The following is a 19,453-nucleotide window of genomic DNA, read 5'->3' as shown; positions in this document are numbered from 1 at the left end:
CAGAGCAGAGAAAGCCCTGTTTTGGTTTTCATCTGGCAAGATTTCAGAGTAATCGGAGCCAAGCGACCGTGAAGAGGATACCCTGATGGCAGACAGATTCCGCCTGACACTGGCACAGTTGAACCCGACTGTTGGGGCGCTGGCCGCCAATTGTGACAAGGCGTTTTCCGCATGGCAGACAGGCCGGGAGGCCGGGGCGGATATGGTTGCCTTGCCAGAAATGTTCCTGACCGGGTATCAAACGCAAGATCTGGTGTTGAAACCGGCTTTTGTGGCGGATGCGATGGCTGCGGTGGACGCGCTTGCGGCAAAGATCACCGATGGGCCGGCATTGGGTATTGGTGCGCCCTATTGGGACGATTCCGGGCATTACAACGCCTATTATATCTTGCAGGACGGCAAAGTGGTCGCGCGGATGTTGAAACATGAATTGCCCCATGTGGATGTGTTTGACGAACATCGGATTTTTGACGTTGGACCGATTTCGGGGCCTTACCGGGTTGGACCACTGCGGATTGGCACGCCGATTTGTGAAGATGCGTGGCATGAGGATGTCGCCGAGACTCTTGCCGAGACGGGAGCAGAGATTTTATTCGTGCCCAATGGCTCTCCCTATTTCCGGGGGAAATTGGAGACGCGGCTGAATAAAATGATTGCGCGGGTGGTCGAGACTGGGCTGCCGCTGGTCTATTTGAACGCGGTGGGCGGGCAAGATGACCAGGTGTTTGATGGTGCCAGTTTTGTACTGAACCCGCATGGCCAGATGGTCGCGCAATTCGCCCCATTTGAGGAAATCGTCGATCACATTGATTTTGAACGTGGGCCGGAAGGCTGGCGTGCTCTGGAGGGGCGGTTTGATCCGCAGCCCGATGCTTGGGAACAAGATTACCGCGCGATGGTCATGGCTACGCATGATTATCTGACGAAATCGGGCTTTGGCAAAGTGGTTTTGGGCCTGTCGGGTGGGATTGACAGTGCGATCGTGGCGACGATTGCGGCGGATGCTTTGGGCGCGGACAATGTTCATTGTGTTATGTTGCCGTCTGAATATACCTCTCAGGGATCATTGGACGATGCCACGCAGCTGGCGCAACGTTTGGGCACGCGGCTGGATACTGTGCATATTGAGGGGGCGCGTGATGCTGTTGGCAGCGCCCTTGGCCACCTGTTCGCAGGTCTTGCCCCGGATGTGACAGAAGAAAACATCCAATCGCGCCTTCGCGGTGTTATGCTAATGGCGATGTCGAATAAATTCGGATCTATGTTGCTGACAACGGGAAATAAATCCGAAATGGCCGTGGGCTATTGCACGATTTATGGCGATATGAATGGCGGCTACAACCCGATTAAGGATCTGTATAAAACCCGGGTGTTTGAAACCTGCCGGTGGCGCAATGCCAATCATCGGCCCTGGATGAAGGGCCCGGCAGGCGAGGTCATTCCGGTGCAGATCATCGATAAGCCGCCTTCGGCAGAATTGCGCGAAGATCAGCGCGATGATGACAGCTTGCCCCCCTATCCTGTGCTGGATGATATTCTGGAGCGTCTGGTGGAGGGAGATCAATCCGTCGCACAAATTATTGCCGCCGGCCACGAGCGTGACATTGTTCACCGGGTGGAGCATCTGCTGTATATCAGCGAATGGAAACGCTATCAGTCGGCGCCCGGTGTGCGACTGACACGACGCGCCTTTTGGCTGGACCGCCGCTATCCGATGGTCAATCGGTGGCGCGACCGGGCCTGAAGTGGGCGGCCGCGCCATAGCGACTTTCAAAGAAGAATGAGGATCGAAACCCAGCCTTAAGGAATGGGCTGATACCGTCTGCGCAGTTGGTTTTCTTCGGAGAAGGTTATGATCCCTGACGAAAGCGATCCTCGGTGGTCGCGTGTTCTGACCACACAGGCCGAGCTGTCATCCACGTCCCTAGCGACGCGGATTTTGATTTCTCGGCTTCGACGAGAGGTTTCTGCAAGCCCCGATACCTTGGAGCGCAAGGTGGCAGAATTGCGAGCATTCATTTCCAAGAATTCTTTTGCCGTTGCCGACATGGGTAAATTCTGAATTTGACGGAGATCTGCTATGAAAAATGAAATGCTGACGGTGGCCGAGGCTGCCGCGAAGATAGAAGCAGGCGCGGTGATGGTGATCGCAGGCGCCGAGGACTTGCTGCGCCAGTTGCCTAAGGGAAAGTGGATCGGCGGCACGACGGTGTATTTCGTGACCAATACCGGCGGTGCCGTTGTCCGTGACAAGCTGTTCTGCACCAGCTTCGACGCGGCCACAGATGCCACACCGCGCACCCTTTCGGTTGAGGAACTGCCGGGCATCGCGCAGGGCTACAAGCCGCATGGGTTCACGATGATTATGATTCCGGCCTTTTCGGTGGCGCATTCCAATTTTGCGGTGGATGGCCAAACATATGACGGGCTATTTGATCAGCCGCTGGCAGGATGGATCACCGGCGTTCATCTCGATGAGCTGGGCAGCTCAGCGCCGATGATTTTTGACGGCCAAAGCGGTGAAGGACATGATGAGGGCGCGGTTCTGCTGCATGTGGAATTGCCCGCAAGTGTTAGTGTCGATTTGGACATTTTGAATATCTTTGCGCAAGGCGAAAGCAAAGACCGCAGCTTTACGTTCAAGGAGAGTGGTTTCACGGTGAAAACCGCGCAGGTCGACGGGCAAGATGTGGCGTTCGCGGAATATATCGTTGAAAATAAAATAGATACCCGTTTGCCCTTGGTGGCAAATTATGCCGGGGCATTGGTGAATGTATCCATTCAGAGCCTGGATATGGAAAGCGGAGAGGTGAAGTTCTACGCGCCTGTCGTGGCGGGGGTGGAATATCGCTTAGCCAATGCGTTGGGTAGCTATTCTCAGGCCTTTGCGGATGGCGCAGGGGATGCGGGTGCGGGACAATATTCGTGCAACTGTATCCTGAATTACCTGTATGGAGAACTGGAGGGCCAGCGCACAGGGAATTTTACCGGGCCGGTCACATTCGGCGAAATCGCTTATATCTTGCTGAACCAGACCTTGGTGCGGATGGATATTTCTGATGTCGCGTAAACGATGAAGCGATGCGTATAAGGCAGAGACAAACGCTGTCGATGTTTGTCTCTGCTGTTGTTGTTGGCGTGATGTTACGCGTTGTGAATGGATATTTGAGGCAAGATGAAAGCCTGATTTATAGGTTGAACTGATAGCTCATTGGAATGAAGCGGAAGCCATCGCCTTTGGGTTCAAGAAAGCCCACGCCTGGGAAGGGCATGTGATAACCGATAAAGGGGAGCTTTTCTTCCGCAATTCGGCCCAGAAGGGCTTTGCGTGTGGCTGCGGCCGCGTCACTGTCCATATCGAAACGCACCGTCCATTCGGGCTTTTGCAGCGACCAGACGTAATGGTTGACGGTGTCTGCCGTAAGCATGAGCCGCGCGCCATCGCTTTCAATCAAGAAAGCCAACATGCCCGGGGTATGGCCGAAGGCCTCAATCGCAGTAATGCCGGGGCGCAAATTGTCGCCGCCGTTCAAGAATGTAAATTGATCTGCGAGGGGGCGGATATTGGCTTCAAACATTTCATTGCCAGATTGTGACCAATGGTCGAATTCCACTTGGCCGGTCAGATATTCGGCGTTTGGAAAGGTGGGGGTTCCATCTGTCATCACGCCGCCAATATGATCTCCATGCATATGGGTGATGACCACATGGGTGATATCTTGCGCGGATTTCCCTGCGGCATGCAATGCGGCGGTCATACCATCTGCAGTGAGGCCGGTGTCAAACAGGATGGTTTCGGTGCCGGTTTCGACCAAGACGGGGGTGAAGCCGTTGAGGGATGCATCGCTAGGGATGAAGTTCTCTGCAGATATTTCGTCGAACTCCTCTTTGCTGGCATTCGTGCCAAATGTGCCATGAGGATTTTCCATTGAGCGCGTTCCTGCCAGCAGCGGTGTGACGGTGAAGGCCCCGATGGTTAGACGGCGATATGGGGGAATGGCTGGCGGCATATCTGTTGTTTCCTGAGTAGTGGTTTGCGCTTGGGCGGCGCTTCCGGCAAGCGCTACGGCGCCGAGGGGCACGGCGGCGGTTGCTGTAATCATAGCCGTCCGGCGGGTGATATCTGCAGGCATTATGTGATCTCCGATCGTGGGTTGCGATGGCGTTGGGCCGTGTTTGGTATGACCTTAGCAGCTAGGGCGGAGCGGGCCAGCTGCGAGGACAGGAAGGTCACGCCCGCGTGATTGACAGATGCCGTCCTACCTTGGCTGTGCTGATATGGACAATTGGTGCGACATGTGACACAGCAGGGCCGAACTAGGAGAGCCTTGAAATGACCGTCACCCGCTTTGCTCCGTCGCCGACCGGCTATATCCATGTTGGCAATCTGCGTACCGCGCTGATGAATTATCTGATCGCCCGTAAAACCGGCGGCGAGTTCATTTTGCGCCTTGATGATACTGATCAAGAACGTTCGAAACAGGAATATATCGACGCGCTGAAGCAGGATTTGGAATGGTTGGGCATTTCATGGGACCGCGAAGAGCGGCAATCGCTGCGTTTGGATCGTTACCGTGACGTGGCAGAGCAGCTGAAGGCAGATGGCAAGCTGTATGAATGTTTTGAAAGCCCGGTCGAGCTGGATCTTAAGCGTAAGAAACAGCTGAATATGGGCAAGCCGCCGGTGTATGATCGCGCGTCCTTGCATTTGACGCAGGCGCAGAAAGAGGCACTGCGGGCTGAGGGTAAGGAAGGCTATTGGCGGTTCAAGCTTGATCTGGAGCGGATCGAATGGACCGATGGTGTTCTGGGGGATTTGTCCATCGATGCGGCCAGCGTCTCGGATCCGGTTTTGATCAAAGCGTCGGGGCAGGTTCTGTATACTTTTGCGTCACCGGTGGATGATGCGGATATGGGGATTACAGATATTGTGCGTGGTGGAGACCATGTCACCAATACTGCGACGCAGATTCAAATTATCGAGGCGATCGGCGGGGCTGTTCCGCGTTTCGCACATCATTCCTTGTTGACCGGTCCGCAGGGGGAGGAGCTGTCGAAGCGCCTTGGTGCCTTGTCGATCCGGGATCTGCGCGAGGGTGGGATTGCGCCAGAGGCGTTGCTGTCAATGATGGCGCGTCTGGGATCGAGCCAACCAATTGAGCTGAAGCTGTCCATCGATGAATTGGCAGAAGGGTTTGATTTGTCTCAGTTTGGCTCAGCGCCGACGAAATTTGACAGTGCCGATCTAGTGCCACTGACGCGGGCGCGCAATCAAAGCTTGCCATTTGAAGATGTGAAAGAGCGTATTTTGGCTTTGGGCATTCCAGCGGAACACGCCGAGACATTTTGGCAGGTTGCATCGCAAAACATCAATCTTCTGTCGGATTTGGGTGAATGGGCCGATCTGTGCCTGAACGGTGCCCAGCCGCTGATTGCGGAGGAAGATCGTGAATTTATTGCGCAGGCCATGCCACTTTTGCCCGCGCCGCCCTATTCGGACAACAGCTGGAAAGAGTGGACTTCGGAAGTAAAGGCCAAGACAGGGCGTAAAGGTAAGGGGCTGTTCATGCCGCTGCGTAAAGCTGTTACGGGTTTGGATCACGGGCCGGATATGGCGACTTTGATGCCATTGCTACAAAAGGTGCCTGCGCGCGGCTAAGCTATTTGGCCGCGTATAAGCGTAGTGCGACAGATGATTTAGGTGTGGAGGGGCTCTGCCCCGACCGCATTTTTCAGGGGCTCGATGCCCCTGAAAATGCGATCCCCCCGGGATATTTTGGGCAAGATGAAAGTGGGGAGGGAGCGTGTAATTCGCCCCCCCCCTCGTTGTTTGTGTTAATGTGCTTTGCTTAATGCAGTAATGATGGCCCCGAAATCGGTCGCTTTCAGGCTTGCGCCGCCGACAAGAGCGCCGTCGACATTTGAGGTGGCGAAAATTTCATCTGCGTTCGACGGTTTGACGGAGCCACCATAAAGCAGGCGCATTGCATCCCCTTGGGTGCCAAATCTCGCCGTAAGTGTGGTACGCAGATCGTCGTGGACCTGTGCAATCTGTGGCAAGCTTGGGGTACGGCCTGTGCCGATCGCCCAGACCGGTTCATATGCGATCACCGTATTTGTGCCAGTTGCGCCATCTGGGACGGAACTGGCCAATTGATCACGAATGATTTGCAATGTGGTCCCGGCATCGCGTTGGGCCTCTGTCTCGCCCACGCAGATGATAGCGATCAGGTCGGCGTCCCACGCGGCTTTGGTTTTGGCAGCGACCTGTGCATCGCTTTCATCGTGATCGGCCCGGCGCTCGGAGTGGCCCAGAATAACATAGTTGCCGCCTGCGTCGCGAATCATCTGGGCAGAAATATCCCCTGTATGCGCGCCTGTTTGTGCCTGGTGGCAATCTTGTCCGCCTATACTGAGCGCAGATCCTGCTATTGCCGACATCGCACTGATCAGCGTAGCGGGCGGGCACAGCAATACATCACAGCCGGGGGCTGGGTGCTGTGCCACAAGGGTTTCAACCTGTGACAGGCTGTCGACTAGCCCGTTCATTTTCCAATTGCCTGCAGCGAGTTTCTTACGCATCTGCCCCTCCCGGTTGTTGTGATCGGGCAGAGATTACGTCAGCGGGCGCAAAGGTGCAAAGGGTGGATTATGCGAAGCAGTTTTTGCGCCGCTGCATTCCCCGCATTAGCCTTCGGTTGCGCTGCGATCCGCTTGCAGCTCGTCCATATCTTTGAATTTTATAGATTCGCCGCAACCGCAGCTTTCCTCAACATTAGGATTGCGGAATTTAAAACCAGATTCCAGCAGCCCCGTTTCATAGTCAATTTCCGTGCCGATCAGGAACATTTGCGCCATGGGTGCGATCAACACCCGCGCATCACCATCTTCGACGACGATATCCATGGGGCCGGCGTCTTGCGCCACCTCCATCGTATATTCCATGCCAGCGCAGCCGCCCTTCTTGACGCCGATCCGAAAGCCGGCGGCGTTTTCACGCGCCATCAGCCGCGCGATATGTTTGGCAGCGGCGGGTGTTATGGTGACAGGGGTCTGGCCGGGGATCGCGAACATGGAAATCTCCTTTGATGTGTTCCTTACTTAGGGGCTAATGGTGGGAATTCCAAGGTCTGGCAGTTGTTCCAGTAACGCGACTGTTAGCCATGCACTGCACAGTGCCCAGCCAAAAGACGCCAGCGTGCCGATGATCACATATTCATTCTTCGCATTATGCCCGGCATTGGGGCTGGGTTCAAAACGCAGGATTGATTTGGCAGCGATCAGAAAGCCAATTGCCTGTGGTTGGCCTGTCAATATCAGCACAAAAATGACCAGACGTTCAAGCCGGCCGATCAACAGGCCTGCGCCGGGTAGCCCATCTTTCGGGGCATGATCAATATAGGGCTGGATCAAGATCCCCGTCGCGATCCCGCCGACATGCACCGTGGCAATCAGCCGCAGGCCAGCGCCGCCACCGCAGGGACAAGCTGCATATCGGTGCTGGCCCAAGGGCTGTTGGTTGTGAACAAGGGATGCCATTGTAGATTGGCCCAAAAAGAGCCTTGCCACAGCCCGGGTAAAAGAGAGGCAATGACGAATAATACGCAGATATGCGCCAGTTGATCGATCACAAAGGGCTTAAACCCGGAATTGCGGCGCGTGGCCGCTGTGTTCGACGGGCGCGCGGGCGCGGTCAGGTAAATTTTTGCGGCATCAATTGCCAAATGGGTTGTGGCCAAAATGGCCAGCATCAGCGCGAAGGCGGTCGTGGCTTGTACCAAAGCCAGCGCTGCGATCAGGGTGACGGTTGCAATATGCGCTGCGAAAGGTTTCACGGCGCGCGCTGCTTTTGCGCGGGCCATCGCATCGGTCTGAAACAAGAAATCCGCCAAGATATGCGAAAAAAGCAGCATGGAGAATGTTTCAATCATTGGGCCTCCAACAGTGTCAATGCGTCACTCAGGGCGGGCCAGCGTGCAGAATTTAGGGCTTGATCAACTGCTTGGCGTGATTTTTTCAGCACACGACCAATTTGCGTAGTGCCGGGGGCGGGCAGATGTAAGGCGTGAACCATGGCCTGTGCTTGCGCTGTCGTCCAGCCATCACTGACCATACAGGCCAAACGGGTTGTGGCCGCCACCGCTCCGCCGTCTGCATGGGCCAGGCCAATATCTCTCAATGTATCAAGGCAGCGCCCCGATGCGATGAAGGCCGGTGTGTTCAAGGCATTCAGGTCGGTCTGCGCGGGCAGCGGGCCTGGGCCCGACGCAATGGCAATACGGGTGGCCAGGCGCGATGGATCCGCCCGCAGTCCTGCGCGGATCAGCAAGGCGATGCGCAGACCATGCGCAACAGCGGGGCTTGCGATTTGCCAGCCGTCACCGCGGGTGCGGGCCAAACGTGTATTGGGCGCAAATGCCTCAATCACCGTGGTCAGCCCGGAAATCACACCAAAAGAGGCCTCTAGAGTGGCCGTGCTGTGGCGGGTGGAGGCAATAAAATCCCCCGTAAGAACGCAAATATCGGGCATGGATAAGCTATAGCGCTTGTCCTTGCCTGAAAGCAAGTTGTTTGGCTTGCGGTGCGCGTCTTGCAAGCCAAATGGCTTGCGTTACATGAATCCCAATTCCAAACGCGCCTCGTCCGACATCATGTCCATACCCCACTGCGGGTCAAAGGTCATTTCGACATCGACGGTTTTGATGCCCGATACGCAGGAAACGGCGTCTTGCACCCAGCCGGGCATTTCCCCAGCAACCGGGCAGCCAGGAGCCGTCAGGGTCATAATGATCTTGGCATTGTCATCGTCATCCAGCTCGATCGTGTAGATCAGGCCCAAATCGTAAATATTTACCGGAATTTCTGGGTCAAACACGGAACGGCAGGCATCCACCACCGGGTCGTGAAGCGGGTGATCGGTTGACGACGGCTTGATCAGCGGCGTGCCTTCCATTGGAATATTCTCTGGGGTCTCGGTGCTCATGGCTTGCTCCGCTTCGCAATTCTCGACTGAATATATAGGGATTTGGATCGCAGGGTAAAGGGCTGTGCCCATATATGTGCGTATCGGTGGGCAAGGTGCCGGTTGTGTGAATGCGCCAGTGGCGGCACGCTTCGCGCTTGACCGGGGCCCTCATTTAGGGGCAAAGCGACATTATGGTTCCACATGATACATTACAGCAGATCATCGAGCGGTTCGGCTTTCTTGAAGCGCAGCTTACGGGTGGCGCGTCACCAGGAGATATTGCCCGGATCAGCCGGGAATATTCTGATCTGAAGCCGATCGTTGCGCAGATCGAAGCCTTTCGTCAGGCGCAATCTGATCTGGAAGAAGCGCAAGGCTGGCTGTCGGATCCGGAAATGCGTGCCCTGGCCGAAGAAGAAATGCCTCAGCTCAAGGCGCGCTTGCCCCAAATGGAGCAGGCCTTGCGGCTGGCGCTGTTGCCCAAAGATGCGGCCGATGCGCGCCCGGCAATTGTGGAAATTCGTCCGGGCACTGGTGGGGATGAGGCGGCGCTATTTGCTGGTGACCTGCTGCGCATGTATCAGCGCTATGCCGATGCCAAGGGCTGGCGCTTTGAACTTCTGGAAATGAGCCAGACGGAATTGGGCGGCATCAAAGAGGCCACCGCCCGGATTGAGGGCGAGGGCGTGTTTGCCAAGCTGAAATACGAATCCGGTGTTCACCGTGTCCAACGTGTGCCTGAAACCGAAACGGGCGGGCGCACCCATACCTCAGCCGCGACTGTCGCCGTCCTGCCCGAGGTTGAAGATGTTGATATCGACATTCCAGCCAGTGATATTCGCATTGATACGATGCGGGCATCGGGAGCGGGCGGTCAGCATGTGAATACCACTGATTCGGCTGTGCGTATCACCCATATTCCGTCCGGGATTGTCGTCACCAGTTCCGAGAAATCGCAGCACCAGAACCGCGCCAACGCGATGTCTGTCCTTCGCGCCCGATTGTATGAGGCAGAACGCGATCGCGTCGATTCGGAACGTGCCGCCGAGCGGAAGTCGCAGGTGGGATCGGGGGATCGCTCCGAGCGCATCCGGACCTATAATTTCCCGCAAGGGCGAATGACCGACCATCGGATCAACCTGACGCTTTATGCGTTGACGCAGATTATCGGCGGGGATCTGGATGCCATTATCGATGCACTGACGGCAGAGGATCAGGCGCGGAAATTGGCGGAGATGGACGGATGACACAGGTCACGGGCGCGGTTGCGCTGCGTGATGCGATTGCCACGCTGCGCGGTGCCGGCATTGAAAACGCCCCCGGCGATGCGCGCCGCTTGCTGGCCCATGCGTTACAGGTTGCGCCGAACCGGCTGACGTTGGCGCTGCATGATATGATGACAGCGCAGGCGCAAACCCGTCTGGAAGCTGCGCTTGCGGCACGGTGTCAATTTCAGCCCGTGGCGCAAATCACCGGCAAACGCCTGTTTTGGGGGGCGGAATTTTCGGTGACCCCGGATACGCTGGATCCACGGCCAGAAACCGAAATTCTGGTGGCCCAAGCCCTGAAATCTCCCTTCGACACCATCTTAGATCTTGGGACAGGAACTGGCTGTATCTTGTTGTCTTGTTTGGCAGATATGGAAAACGCGCGCGGCATCGGAACGGATATTTCCGCCGCAGCCCTTCAGGTTGCACAGCAAAACGCGCAGGCGCTTGGTTTGGGCGGGCGGGCGCAGTTCCTGCGCTCTGACTGGTACAGCGCGGTAACGGGGCGGTTTGATCTGATCGTTTCCAATCCGCCCTATATCGCCGCCGATGAAATGGCTGGCCTGTCGCGCGATGTGCTGGACTGGGAGCCGCATGGCGCCTTGACCCCGGGCGGCGATGGGCTGGCGCCATATCGGATTTTGGCCCGGCAGGCCCCCGCACATTTGACCCCGGGCGGGCGGATGCTGCTGGAAATCGGCCCGACGCAGGGGCAGGCGGTCAGCGGTTTCTTACGTGATTCTGGCTTGACGGATGTGGCGGTATTGCAAGATCTGGACGGGCGTGACCGGGTTGTCACCGCATGCAGCGCTGTGGATACGGTGGGTCTGAGCGCCTCATAAGCCGATATTAAGCAGAAATTGAGGATGTTTTGGCATAATTTCCAAGAAAACCGTGCTTGGGTTAAGATTCTGACTTGCCAGCCACACTATAGCATGATTATCAAAGTTGCGTGCCGTGAGGGAGCCGATCCCCCGCACAGCTCAGCTTCACAACGCGGGCAAACCGATCTGGGGGCGACAGGCGCCTCTCGTTGATCGCACCGTATGGCCCGGTCCGTTCGCACGTTGAAGTGTGATACGTGACCCTGACCCTGGCAGACCCGCTGATATACTATGCGGGCCAATTGAACGAAAGCAGATGAGATCTTCGAAATCCCGTTCGCGCTCGAAGTCGAACCGTCAACGTTCGATGGGCAATATTATAAACCGGGTCTTTGACAGCTCCGGTCCTGAGGGGAAAGTGCGCGGCACGCCTCAGCAGATTATTGAGAAATATCTTGGGCTTGCCCGTGATGCGCAGCTGTCCAATGACCGCGTGGCAGAGCAGAACTTCTTGCAACACGCCGAACATTACACACGGATGCTTCACGAAGCGCAGCGCGAAATGGCGCAGCGTCAGGACAGCAACCAAAACGCGCAAAATGGCCAGAACAACGGCCAAAACAATGGTCAGGGTGGGCAAAACCATAACCAGCGCAATGGCCAGAATTCAGGTCAGAACTCTGGGCATAATGGCGATGGCAACCGCGATGATCAGTCAGGCGAACGCCAGGGCGAGCGGAACGATAATCGCAATCGCAACCGCAATGACAACCGCAGCAATCGTGATCAGAACCGGCGCGGGCGCAATGACGCACCGGCAATGACAACGGCGCAAAACGAAGACGATTCAACTTTGGTGGAAACACCCGAATCGCGTGCCGCGGCGCATCAGCCGCAAGCGGTTGAGACGGCTCAGGCAATGCCTGGGCAATCACAGCCGGCACCTGCCGCCGTGCCGGACACTCAGCCGGTTGCTGCAGAACAGGCCCCGGCTCCGGTTGCGCAGCCTTCGGCAGATCAGGCGCCGTCTGAACAGGTCCCGTCTGAACAGGCGCCGTCTGAACAGGTTCTCCCGGCCCCTGCCGCCGAGGATAAGCCCAAACGCGCACGAAAGCCACGGGCGAAAAAGCCCGAAGATGACGCGGAAGATAAGCCCAAGCGCACGCGCAAACCCCGGGTGAAGAAATCCGAGGATGCGGATGCCACCCCGGTGGCCGATGGCGAAGATACGGCCAAGGCGGCCAACGGCTGATATCCGCGGTCGCGAATGCGAAACCGATCAAAAACCGCGCCAGTGTATGGCGCGGTTTTTTAATGCGCGCATGTCTTGCCTGTCTTGCGGTGTAAATTGCCTCCGCAAGACTGCCTGCGCTGCGTTGCGCCGCAATTCGCGTCTTTTGCCAAACGTGAATTCGCGCTAAACCAACTGTAGTGAAGGTCGCAGGGATAAGTGATGCTAAAGATTGATGGTGCGCGGGTTGGCGTTGCGCAAGGATCCGTGATGCTGTTTTCAGATTATCAGGACGGCGGTGTAATGTGGACCGGCGAAGGCCCGCGAGAGCTGCGCAAATTGATCGAGTTTCCCGAAACCTATCGTGAGACGCCCGTTGTGCATGTCTCATTATCCATGTGGGATATTGATCAAAAGCAAAACCCACGCATGGATATTTCCACGGATATGGTGACCGAAGAAGGATTCGTCATCGTGTTTCGGACGTGGGGGGACACGCGGGTCGCGCGTGTGCGCGCCGATTGGATGGCCATCGGCGGCGTGCGCCATGATGATGACTGGGAGGTCGAATAACCCTTGTCCGGGCCTGTTGTTGTGCGGGCGGGACGGGCTGGCCGGAGGGCGGCGCATCGCCGCTCGACGCCGGGCACAGGGGGTCGATGCCCCTGTGAACGGCATTTTGATCAACTTGGTCAACGCTGCGTCGGGGGGTTCAGCTTTTGTCACCTGCGTGCCATAGATACCCTCTACAAGCCAACCCGGCGTTAGCCGCCCTGTGCCGTGAACAGGGAAAGGCCCCCGATTCATATCTTGCCAAAGCAGGTACTCATGACCACTCTCATCCGTGCATTTTCTGAAATCTCCTCCCAATATGACGCTGTGTTTTGCGATCTGTGGGGATGTTTGCACAACGGGGTTCAGGCCTATCCCGAAGCGGTTGCCGCATTACGTGCGTTCCGCGCCTCTGGCGGCAAGGTGGTTTTGCTGACCAATGCGCCACGTCCGGCAGCCTTTGTCCAAGAACGTTTTGCCAAGATGAACATCCCTGATGATGCTTGGGATGTGATCGTCAGCTCAGGCGATGCGGCGCAAGATGCAATGTTTGCCGGCGCGGTCGGCCATAAGATCTGGCACCTAGGCCCCGATAAGGATGATGGATTCTTTACAGCCGTACCAGAGGCATGGGCTGGAAAATCCCATATTGAGCGTGTGCCTTTGGATGAGGCGGAAGGCATTGTCTGCACCGGCCCTTTCCACGAGGACACCGAGGTACCTGACGATTACCGCGCCACATTCCTACAGGCGAAAACACGTGGTATTCCCATGCTATGTGCCAATCCCGATATTGTGGTCGACCTGGGGGATCGCCGGATCTACTGCGCCGGTGCGTTGGCTGAACTGTATCAGGAAATGGGCGGCGAGGCGCTTTATTTCGGTAAACCCCATCCACCAATTTATGATTTGGCGCGCCGCAAGCTGGCGGCGATGGGGCTGCGCGATGATGCGCGTATTTTGGCCCTTGGCGATGGTGTGAACACGGATGTGGCTGGCGCTGCGGGTGAGGGAATCGACTGTCTCTTCATCACTGGTGGCTTGGCTGTGGATGAGTTTGGCGATGACCGTGATGCCCCCGATCCAGAGATGCTGCGCGTCTGGTTGGCCGAACGCCAACAAGATCCCCAGTTCACGATTTCGAAACTCCGTTAAGCCCACTCTTCCCGAATTTATCGAACCCTCTGCCCGCGGGGCAGGGGGTTTTTCTTTGGTTTGAACCGCTTGCCTCATGATATTGCCATTTGGAATTACAAAAGTAACTTTGTTGCCATAAGGTATTACTTGAAGAAATCTTATTGCTCTCTAATATTGATTTTTGTGCTGCACCTGCTATGCTGCACTGCAACATGAGGGCCTTTCAGGAGGGCAGCACGATGACCATTATGGACCTAATTCGCATCGGCACGATCTTCATTGAGGATTTGGAAGTTGGCATGATGCGCAACTTGCATAAAACGATCACGGATCATGACATCACGCTGTTTGCGGAAGTTTCGACCGATCGCAATCCGGTGCATCTGGATCAGACCTACGCTGAAGACACGCTGTTCAAGGGGCGTATTGCGCATGGTATGTTATCAGCCGGGTTGATTTCAGCGGTGATCGGAGAGCAATTGCCCGGCCACGGCACAATCTACCTGTCGCAATCGCTGAAATTCACCGCCCCAGTGCGGCCCGGCGATATCGTCGAAGCCCGCGTGACCGTGATGGCGGTTGATCCGGTGAAGCGTCGCGTGACCCTTGAAACCCGCTGTCTGGTGGGCGATACGGTTGTGTTAAAGGGCGAGGCTGTGGTTTTGGCACCCTCGCGCAACTAAGACACCCGGCGGTGCCCGCCGGCAAGGTGGGACCGAACGGGTTATGCACATCAACCGCCATTGGCAAGATATTGACCATGCCGCGCGGGGCGCTTCGGTCGCGCTTGGGAATTTTGATGGGATTCATCTGGGCCATCAATCGGTTTTGGATCTGGCGCGGCGCAAGGGCGTGCCGCTGGGGGTGGTGACTTTTGAACCCCACCCGCGCGAATTTTTCGCCCGAACGACTGCGCCATTTCGTTTGATGAATCCCGAGGCACGGGCGAACCGACTGGCACGACTGGGCGTTGATCAGCTTTATGAGCTGCCTTTTGATGCCACCTTATCCGGTATGGATGCGCAGGGATTTGTCAAAAACGTTCTGGTGGATGGTCTGGGTGTGCGCCATGTGGTGGTGGGGCAGGACTTCCGCTTTGGCCGCAAACGTGCAGCCGACGCCGGTGATCTGATACGTTTGGGACAACAGGCGGGGTTTGATGTCACGGTCGCGCCTTTATTGCATCAAGACGGAATAGAGATTTCGTCAACCGCGATCCGTCTGGCTCTGACGCAGGGGCGGCCAGAAGATGCCGCTGCCATGCTGGGTCATCTGCACCGAATCGAAGGAGAGGTGGTTCACGGCGAAAAACGCGGCCGTGAATTGGGCTACCCCACGGCGAATATGTCGGTGGCCGGTTTGCATTTGCCCAAGCTGGGCGTTTATGCGGTGCGTGTCGATGTGCTGACCGGGCCGCATAAGGGCACATATCTTGGTGCGTCCAGTTTGGGCGTGCGGCCGATGTTTGGCGAAAACACCCCCAATCTTGAAACATTCCTGCTGGATTTCAGCGGTGATCTTTATGGTGCGCATCTGTCGGTCGCGCTTGTTGAGTATCTACGCCCCGAGCTGAAATTCGACGGTCTGGATGCGTTGATTGTTCAGATGCAGCTGGATTGTGATCAAGCGCGCGAAATTTTGACGCGCTGACCCTGCTGACCCATTGCAATTTGCGCTGAAATGGCAAATCTCGCCAGATGGATAAAATGCGCCCTAATTTTTGGACTTTGCCGCTCTCGCAATTGACGACTCCTGAATGGGAGGCGCTGTGCGATGGTTGTGGAAAATGCTGTCTGAACAAGCTGGAATATGAAGACACAGGAGAGGTGGAATTTACCCGCGTAGCCTGCCGTTTGTTGGATGGCGCGACGTGCCGATGTTCAAAATACGACACCCGGCATAAATATGTCCCCGAATGTGTTCGCCTGACACCGGAATCGATCAGCCAGATCGCCTATTGGATGCCGCGCAGCTGTGCCTACCGTTTAAGATTTGAAGAAAAGCCGTTGGAATCGTGGCACTATCTGGTCTCGGGGTCGCATGAGACCATCCATCAAGAGGGGCGGTCGGTCAAAGGTTGGACCGTGTCTGAAAGTGACATCCCAGAAGATGATTGGGATCAGTATACGATTGAAGATCTGTCGTGAATTTTACATCTGACAATACATCGGGCGTCGCACCCCGGATCATGCAGGCGATGATGGCGGCCAATGACGGGCATGTGCCGTCTTATGGTGCGGATCCGCTGTCGGCGGCGGTGCAGGCGCAGCTGCGAATTTTGTTGGATGCCCCGCAGGCGCAGGTGTTCTTGGTGTCCACCGGCACCGCGGCCAATGCGCTGTCATGTGCGGCGTTGACGGATTCCGAAGGGATGATCTTCACCCATCGTCATGCGCATATTGTCGAAGATGAAAAAGACGCGCCGTTGTTTTACACCCGCAACGCCGAGCTGGTGCTGCTGGACGGGGCGGATAACAAATTCACGGCGGCGGCGCTGAAGACGGCTATCACCTATACCAAACATGTGTGTCAGCTTGATGCGCTGCGTGGTATGGTATCGTTGACCAATGTCACCGAGGCAGGCGCGCTTTACTCCCCTGATGAGGTGGCAGCGATTGCTGACGTGGCGCATCAGGCCGGGTTGTATGTGCACATGGACGGTGCGCGTTTTGCCAATGCTGTCTCTGCGCTGAATTGCACACCTGGGCAGCTGATATCGGGTGTCGATGTGCTCAGTTTCGGTGGCACCAAGAACGGCTGTCTGGCTGTTGAGGCGATTGTGTTTCTGACCCCGGAGCTGGCGGAAGGTTTCGCGGATCTGATGAAACGCGGCGGGCATGTAACGTCAAAGATGCGCTATCTTGCAGCGCAGATGATGGCCTATCTGGACAGCGGCCTATGGCTGCGGCTGGCAGGGCAAGCCAACCGTATGGCCAAGCGCCTGTCGGATGGCATCCTGGCTGCCGGCGGCAGTGTGGCGCATCCGGTTCAGGCCAATGAGGTCTTTGCGACCTTGCCGCGCAGTGCACATGATAAATTACATGCGGCGGGGGCGCGCTATTATTACTGGCCCGATGATCCATCGCGGACCGGTCCCGCGGATGAGCAAATCTTGGCCCGTCTGGTGTGTTCTTGGGCCACGACTTCGGCCGAGGTGGATCGCTTCCTGGCGCAATTGTCCTGACCTAAGGGCAGGGCGATGCCGATCGGTGATCCCAATTCCAATTGATCAGATCTGTGACGCCGATTGATCATCTGGCGTCTGTAGATGTGGTGGTGCCCGTTGACGTCCTGATCGCCCGGCGAACTGACTGCCCGGTAAACTGAGTGCGTGGTGAGGGGGGCTGTGCGAGCGCGTGATCATTGCTGCGCTGCAATAGCGGCTGGTGCTGTGCAATATTTCGCACAGGCGCGTGATGGGGTGTGTGAAAATCCGCACGCATTACTTGGCCTATTCGGCGGTATGCCTTGTATTGTATTGAATTTATTGAAGTTATTTAATTTCTCATATCACGGTTGCGTGTGGTGCATGGCTCAAGCAAACCTTATTCCGGAAGGACGGCGCGGCAGTCGCGCCGATAGATCTTGGGAGGATCACTTATGACCGCACTTAACGCTGTAAAGGCGCTTGCATTGGCATCCACCGCTTTGGCCGCTACCACCGGTATGGCCGCAGCCGCATGTGACGCCGGCGAGACCGTCATCAAGTTCAGCCATGTTACCAACTCTGACAAGCACCCTAAAGGCATCGCTGCTGCGCTGTTTGCAGAGCGTGTGAATGACGAGCTGAACGGCACAGCCTGTGTTGAAGTTTACCCGAACTCGACCCTGTATAACGATGATCAGGTTCTGGAAGCGATGCTGCAAGGCGACGTTCAGATGGCGGCACCGTCGCTGTCGAAATTTGAAACCTTCACCAAAGTATTCCGCATCTTCGATCTGCCCTTCATGTTCAAAAACATGGACGCGGTTGAGGAATTCCAGCAATCCGAAGCCGGTCAGAACATGATGGCATCGATGGAGCGTCGCGGCCTGTCTGGTCTGGCGTTTTGGCACAATGGTCTGAAACAATTCTCGGCCAATAAGCCGCTGGTAATGCCAACCGATGCCGCGGGCCTGAAATTCCGCGTTCAGCCCTCCGATGTTTTGGTCGCACAGATGAAAGCACTGGATGCCAGCCCGCAGCCGATGGCTTTCTCGGAAGTATATGGCGCGTTGCAAACCGGCGTTGTAGATGGTCAGGAAAATACCTGGTCCAACATCTACGGTCAGAAATTCTTTGAAGTGCAAGATGGGATCACAGAAACCAACCACGGCCTGCTGGACTATATGGTCGTTGTGTCCGTTGATTGGTGGGATGGTCTGGACGAAGGTCTGCGCACCGACCTGGCCCGCATCATGGATGAGGTTTCGACCGAGCGTAACGCAGCCATCGCAGAAGTTGACGCTGACAACCGTCAGGCTGTGATCGATGCCGGTTCCGAAGTGCGTGAGCTGACACCTGAGCAACGTCAGGCATGGGTTGATGCGATGAAACCAGTGTGGAGCGAGTTTGAAGCCGACGTTGGTGCCGATAACATCGCCGCTGCACAGGAAATCAACGCGAAACACTAAGGGTCTGGCCGATGGGCTGCCCCTGATATTTGGCGGGCCCCGCGCAATTTGCGGGGCCTGTTCACTGAAAGATCCGTGACTTGGGCTGATGGTCTGTCACGGTTGGGGATCTGGCCCAAGATATGCGCGCCGTCCCATCCAACCCGAAAGAGAAACCCGAACAAAGGGGGCAGGAATGTCCGGCTATAACTCTAAGCCGCGCGGACCGCTGGGGGCTTTCATTGATGCGTTAGAAGAGAACGTTATCGGTGGGCTTCTTGGGGCGATGGTTGTGATTACCTTCGTCAATGTGGTGCTTCGCTATGTCTTCAATCATGCGCTGATCTGGGGGCTTGAAGTCACGTTGATCTTGTTCGCATGGCTGGTGATCCTTGGTATTTCATACAGCTTCAAAAAGACGGCGCATCTGGGTGTTGATGCCATCATCAACATGTTGCCGTCCAAGGGGAAAATGGTTCTGGCCGTTATCTCGGCGCTGTGCTGTTTGCTGTATACTGTGTTGCTGATGAAGGGCGCGTGGGATTACTGGGCCCCCTATGCCGGGCTTGACCGGACTGCAGGACACTGGTTCCCCACCGGGTTTGAAAAGACCCGCGATCAGGCATGGTATGAAACTGATCAGGTGCCGATGATTGCGATTTTCCGTTGGTTGGAAGGGGCGATTAATATGGGCGAGGCTTATGATAAACTGCCCCGAGTGATCCCTTATTTCATTTTGCCCTTTGGTGTGGCGCTGACCCTTTTGCGTGTCATCCAGGCGACGATGCGTGTCATTGCCGGGCGTCAGTCCAGCCTGATTGTCAGCCACGAAGCTGAAGAAGAAGTCGAGCGCGTCGCGCGCGGCCATCACGAGGAATAAATC

Annotated in this window: 21 protein-coding genes and 1 pseudogene; 15 read left to right on the top strand and 7 right to left on the bottom strand. The window is 56.3% G+C overall.

What is annotated here, in order from left to right; all coding sequences use genetic code 11:
• Positions 1 to 85 precede the first annotated feature (85 nt).
• From BFP70_RS01920 to BFP70_RS01910, 3 genes are all read left to right on the top strand, one after another.
• Positions 86 to 1,744 carry an NAD+ synthase gene (locus tag BFP70_RS01920; protein WP_066009599.1) on the top strand — a complete coding sequence of 553 codons (1,659 nt, stop codon included), beginning with the start codon at positions 86 to 88 and terminating at the stop codon, positions 1,742 to 1,744.
• A 108-nt stretch (positions 1,745 to 1,852) separates the two neighbouring features.
• Positions 1,853 to 2,062: a hypothetical protein gene (locus tag BFP70_RS01915; protein WP_066009596.1), complete on the top strand. Its 210-nt coding sequence runs from the start codon at positions 1,853 to 1,855 to the stop codon at positions 2,060 to 2,062.
• 18 nt (positions 2,063 to 2,080) lie between these two features.
• A complete protein-coding gene (locus BFP70_RS01910) occupies positions 2,081 to 3,070 on the top strand; it encodes a hypothetical protein (protein WP_066009594.1) in 990 nt (329 codons plus the stop codon).
• A 118-nt stretch (positions 3,071 to 3,188) separates the two neighbouring features.
• On the opposite strand, the gene BFP70_RS01905 is transcribed toward BFP70_RS01910, so the two are convergent.
• A complete protein-coding gene (locus BFP70_RS01905) occupies positions 3,189 to 4,133 on the bottom strand; it encodes an MBL fold metallo-hydrolase (protein ID WP_066009592.1) in 945 nt (314 codons plus the stop codon).
• 200 nt (positions 4,134 to 4,333) lie between these two features.
• Here BFP70_RS01905 and gltX point away from each other — a divergent pair, with 200 nt between their 5' ends.
• A complete protein-coding gene (gene gltX, locus BFP70_RS01900; protein WP_066009590.1) occupies positions 4,334 to 5,659 on the top strand; it encodes a glutamate--tRNA ligase in 1,326 nt (441 codons plus the stop codon).
• A gap of 176 nt (positions 5,660 to 5,835) precedes the next feature.
• Here the strand turns inward: gltX and tpiA are convergent, their stop codons facing one another.
• From tpiA to BFP70_RS01870, 6 genes are all read right to left on the bottom strand, one after another.
• Positions 5,836 to 6,582, bottom strand: coding sequence for a triose-phosphate isomerase (gene tpiA, locus BFP70_RS01895; protein ID WP_066009589.1), 747 nt, complete (start codon positions 6,580 to 6,582; stop codon positions 5,836 to 5,838).
• 105 nt (positions 6,583 to 6,687) lie between these two features.
• Entirely contained in the window at positions 6,688 to 7,074 is a 387-nt protein-coding gene (locus BFP70_RS01890) for an iron-sulfur cluster assembly accessory protein (protein WP_066009587.1), read from the bottom strand.
• Between the two features lie 27 nt (positions 7,075 to 7,101).
• Positions 7,102 to 7,509: a hypothetical protein gene (locus BFP70_RS01885; RefSeq protein WP_176715468.1), complete on the bottom strand. Its 408-nt coding sequence runs from the start codon at positions 7,507 to 7,509 to the stop codon at positions 7,102 to 7,104.
• Complete coding sequence (locus tag BFP70_RS01880; RefSeq protein ID WP_176715467.1) at positions 7,452 to 7,913, bottom strand: DUF3307 domain-containing protein; 462 nt, start codon at positions 7,911 to 7,913, stop codon at positions 7,452 to 7,454. The genes BFP70_RS01885 and BFP70_RS01880 overlap by 58 nt, the downstream gene beginning before the upstream one ends.
• A 14-nt stretch (positions 7,914 to 7,927) precedes the next feature.
• Entirely contained in the window at positions 7,928 to 8,530 is a 603-nt protein-coding gene (locus tag BFP70_RS01875) for a hypothetical protein (RefSeq protein WP_066009581.1), read from the bottom strand.
• A gap of 81 nt (positions 8,531 to 8,611) precedes the next feature.
• Positions 8,612 to 8,983, bottom strand: a complete 372-nt coding sequence (locus BFP70_RS01870; RefSeq protein WP_066009579.1) for an SUF system Fe-S cluster assembly protein — start codon at positions 8,981 to 8,983, stop codon at positions 8,612 to 8,614.
• Positions 8,984 to 9,156: 173 nt separating this feature from the next.
• Between BFP70_RS01870 and prfA the strand changes: the two genes are divergently transcribed.
• From prfA to BFP70_RS01815, 11 genes and pseudogenes are all read left to right on the top strand, one after another.
• The gene (prfA, locus tag BFP70_RS01865) at positions 9,157 to 10,212 is read left to right on the top strand and encodes a peptide chain release factor 1 (protein ID WP_066009577.1); all 1,056 of its coding nucleotides are present in this window, start codon (positions 9,157 to 9,159) and stop codon (positions 10,210 to 10,212) included.
• A complete protein-coding gene (gene prmC / locus BFP70_RS01860) occupies positions 10,209 to 11,075 on the top strand; it encodes a peptide chain release factor N(5)-glutamine methyltransferase (RefSeq protein ID WP_066009575.1) in 867 nt (288 codons plus the stop codon). The genes prfA and prmC overlap by 4 nt, the downstream gene beginning before the upstream one ends.
• 298 nt (positions 11,076 to 11,373) lie before the next feature.
• A pseudogene (locus tag BFP70_RS21550) lies at positions 11,374 to 11,634 on the top strand (DUF4167 domain-containing protein); the annotation flags it as partial.
• Positions 11,635 to 12,510: 876 nt separating this feature from the next.
• The gene (locus BFP70_RS01850; RefSeq protein WP_066009573.1) at positions 12,511 to 12,861 is read left to right on the top strand and encodes an H-type lectin domain-containing protein; all 351 of its coding nucleotides are present in this window, start codon (positions 12,511 to 12,513) and stop codon (positions 12,859 to 12,861) included.
• Between the two features lie 255 nt (positions 12,862 to 13,116).
• Positions 13,117 to 13,995 carry a TIGR01459 family HAD-type hydrolase gene (locus BFP70_RS01845; RefSeq protein ID WP_066009570.1) on the top strand — a complete coding sequence of 293 codons (879 nt, stop codon included), beginning with the start codon at positions 13,117 to 13,119 and terminating at the stop codon, positions 13,993 to 13,995.
• Between the two features lie 230 nt (positions 13,996 to 14,225).
• Positions 14,226 to 14,660, top strand: coding sequence for a MaoC family dehydratase (locus BFP70_RS01840; RefSeq protein WP_369820172.1), 435 nt, complete (start codon positions 14,226 to 14,228; stop codon positions 14,658 to 14,660).
• Positions 14,661 to 14,703: 43 nt separating this feature from the next.
• Positions 14,704 to 15,627: a bifunctional riboflavin kinase/FAD synthetase gene (locus tag BFP70_RS01835; RefSeq protein WP_066009568.1), complete on the top strand. Its 924-nt coding sequence runs from the start codon at positions 14,704 to 14,706 to the stop codon at positions 15,625 to 15,627.
• 56 nt (positions 15,628 to 15,683) lie between these two features.
• Positions 15,684 to 16,124, top strand: coding sequence for a YcgN family cysteine cluster protein (locus tag BFP70_RS01830; protein ID WP_141693063.1), 441 nt, complete (start codon positions 15,684 to 15,686; stop codon positions 16,122 to 16,124).
• A complete protein-coding gene (locus tag BFP70_RS01825) occupies positions 16,121 to 17,161 on the top strand; it encodes a low specificity L-threonine aldolase (protein WP_066009564.1) in 1,041 nt (346 codons plus the stop codon). The genes BFP70_RS01830 and BFP70_RS01825 overlap by 4 nt, the downstream gene beginning before the upstream one ends.
• A 416-nt stretch (positions 17,162 to 17,577) precedes the next feature.
• Positions 17,578 to 18,591: a TRAP transporter substrate-binding protein gene (locus tag BFP70_RS01820; RefSeq protein WP_066009560.1), complete on the top strand. Its 1,014-nt coding sequence runs from the start codon at positions 17,578 to 17,580 to the stop codon at positions 18,589 to 18,591.
• A 175-nt stretch (positions 18,592 to 18,766) separates the two neighbouring features.
• On the top strand, positions 18,767 to 19,450 hold the full coding sequence (locus tag BFP70_RS01815) for a TRAP transporter small permease (protein ID WP_066009559.1): 684 nt from the start codon (positions 18,767 to 18,769) through the stop codon (positions 19,448 to 19,450).
• Positions 19,451 to 19,453 lie beyond the last annotated feature (3 nt).

Origin of the sequence: Thioclava sp. SK-1 (genome assembly GCF_001705665.1) — a bacterium.
Taxonomy (GTDB): Bacteria; Pseudomonadota; Alphaproteobacteria; order Rhodobacterales; family Rhodobacteraceae; genus Thioclava.
Note: the sequence above shows the minus strand (reverse complement) of the source record. Positions and strands in the feature narration are given on the sequence as shown.

Coding starts and splice junctions, on each gene's coding strand:
- BFP70_RS01920 (WP_066009599.1), top strand. CDS start 86: ATGGCAGACAGATTCCGCCTGACACTGGCACAGTTGAACCCGACTGTT.
- BFP70_RS01915 (WP_066009596.1), top strand. CDS start 1,853: ATGATCCCTGACGAAAGCGATCCTCGGTGGTCGCGTGTTCTGACCACA.
- BFP70_RS01910 (WP_066009594.1), top strand. CDS start 2,081: ATGAAAAATGAAATGCTGACGGTGGCCGAGGCTGCCGCGAAGATAGAA.
- BFP70_RS01905 (WP_066009592.1), bottom strand. CDS start 4,133: ATGCCTGCAGATATCACCCGCCGGACGGCTATGATTACAGCAACCGCC.
- gltX (WP_066009590.1), top strand. CDS start 4,334: ATGACCGTCACCCGCTTTGCTCCGTCGCCGACCGGCTATATCCATGTT.
- tpiA (WP_066009589.1), bottom strand. CDS start 6,582: ATGCGTAAGAAACTCGCTGCAGGCAATTGGAAAATGAACGGGCTAGTC.
- BFP70_RS01890 (WP_066009587.1), bottom strand. CDS start 7,074: ATGTTCGCGATCCCCGGCCAGACCCCTGTCACCATAACACCCGCCGCT.
- BFP70_RS01880 (WP_176715467.1), bottom strand. CDS start 7,913: ATGCTGCTTTTTTCGCATATCTTGGCGGATTTCTTGTTTCAGACCGAT.
- BFP70_RS01875 (WP_066009581.1), bottom strand. CDS start 8,530: ATGCCCGATATTTGCGTTCTTACGGGGGATTTTATTGCCTCCACCCGC.
- BFP70_RS01870 (WP_066009579.1), bottom strand. CDS start 8,983: ATGAGCACCGAGACCCCAGAGAATATTCCAATGGAAGGCACGCCGCTG.
- prfA (WP_066009577.1), top strand. CDS start 9,157: ATGGTTCCACATGATACATTACAGCAGATCATCGAGCGGTTCGGCTTT.
- prmC (WP_066009575.1), top strand. CDS start 10,209: ATGACACAGGTCACGGGCGCGGTTGCGCTGCGTGATGCGATTGCCACG.
- BFP70_RS01850 (WP_066009573.1), top strand. CDS start 12,511: ATGCTAAAGATTGATGGTGCGCGGGTTGGCGTTGCGCAAGGATCCGTG.
- BFP70_RS01845 (WP_066009570.1), top strand. CDS start 13,117: ATGACCACTCTCATCCGTGCATTTTCTGAAATCTCCTCCCAATATGAC.
- BFP70_RS01840 (WP_369820172.1), top strand. CDS start 14,226: ATGGACCTAATTCGCATCGGCACGATCTTCATTGAGGATTTGGAAGTT.
- BFP70_RS01835 (WP_066009568.1), top strand. CDS start 14,704: ATGCACATCAACCGCCATTGGCAAGATATTGACCATGCCGCGCGGGGC.
- BFP70_RS01830 (WP_141693063.1), top strand. CDS start 15,684: ATGCGCCCTAATTTTTGGACTTTGCCGCTCTCGCAATTGACGACTCCT.
- BFP70_RS01820 (WP_066009560.1), top strand. CDS start 17,578: ATGACCGCACTTAACGCTGTAAAGGCGCTTGCATTGGCATCCACCGCT.
- BFP70_RS01815 (WP_066009559.1), top strand. CDS start 18,767: ATGTCCGGCTATAACTCTAAGCCGCGCGGACCGCTGGGGGCTTTCATT.